Source organism: Streptomyces sp. NPDC054847, assembly GCF_053610925.1.
The window spans coordinates 1-1,343 of record NZ_JBSGZJ010000766.1 but is presented as its reverse complement, the minus strand read 5'-3'; the positions used below and the strand labels follow the sequence as shown (position 1 = coordinate 1,343).

1 protein-coding gene is annotated in these 1,343 nt (G+C 74.9%); it reads left to right on the top strand.

The features are described 5' to 3' along the window. Positions 1-1,212: outer membrane protein assembly factor BamB family protein (locus ACWGH4_RS35095; RefSeq protein WP_453467962.1), on the top strand; the 1,212-nt coding region annotated here is incomplete at its 5' end. Positions 1,213-1,343: the final 131 nt, after the last annotated feature.

Here is a 1,343-nt window from a genome sequence, read left to right as displayed (position 1 = left end):
GCCCACGGCGGCGCGGTGGCCGCGCCGCCGTCACCCGTCCCGCCCCCCGCGCAGGCGCCGGACCCCGGCCCCGCCCACTGGCGGCCCTGGCGTTTCCGCATGTCGAACGACGTGTGGGGAACACCGGTCGTCGACGGCGACCTGCTGTACGTCACCTCGTTCGAGGTGCACGCGCTGGACGTCGGGACCGGCCGCCGCCAGTTCAAGACACGGGACGTGGCCTGGGCGATGGCCGTCGCCGCCGGCCGTATCCACGCCTCCGACGGGCCGACGCTGTACGCGCTCGACGCCGCCACCGGCAACGAACGCTGGCGGCTCCAGACCGACGCCTGGGTGTACTCCCTCAAGGTCGACCGTGGCACCGTCCTCACCGGCACCCGCGGCGGCGGCGTGCAGGCATGGGAGGCCTCCAACGGCGAGAAGCTGTGGGAGATCACGGGCGCCCAGAGCGACTTCGAGACACCGGAGGCCGGCCCCGCGATCTTCGGCGACACGGTCTACGTGTGGAAGGACGCGCGGCTGCGCGCCCTCGAAGCCCGCACCGGCGACGAACGCTGGTCGTACCCGATCGGGGACGCCGCCTCGTGCGGGAACGTGCCCGTACGGGTGCAGCCCGCGCCCGACGGCTACGTGTACGTCTCCGCCGGCACGCGGGTGCTCGCCGTCGACATCACGTCCGGACTGGTGCGCTGGCACTTCGAGGCACCCGCGGTGTTCCTCTCGCCGCCCGCGTTCGCGCCCGGCCCCGCCGTGACCGGCGGCGGCGTGTACCTCGCCGACTACCTCGGCACCGTCTACGCGCTGGACGCCACCACCGGCAAGGACCGGTGGCGCATCGCGACGGAGGCCCGCCAGTCCAGCGAGCCGGTGCTCGTCGCGGCAGGCAACGTCCACGTCGGCAGCGGCTCGGCGCTCTACACCCTCGACGCCGTGACCGGCACCCCTATGTGGCGCTTCGCGGCCGGCGGCGAGGTCGTCGGCACACCGGTCGTCGCGGACGGCCGCGTCCACTTCGGCTCCGCCGACCACGTCCTCTACACGCTCGACGCGAGCGGCGGCCAGCTCCGCTGGAAGCTGGCGACCGGCGGCGAGATCACGGGGTCGCCGGTGGCACGGAACGGTGTGGTGTACGCGTGCAGCAAGGACCGGTGCGTGTACGCGCTGGACGCGGTGAAGGGCACGGCGACGGGCCGGGGCGCGACGACGCGCTGACGCGCAGCGCCTGCGGCGGGCCTGTTCCCCTCCCCGCCCCTTCCCGGAACCGGGGCAGGCCCCGGGCCCGGTACCGCCCTGCGGGCGGCGTACCGCGCTCCGCGCGGTGCCCTCAAACTCCCCCTACGGCC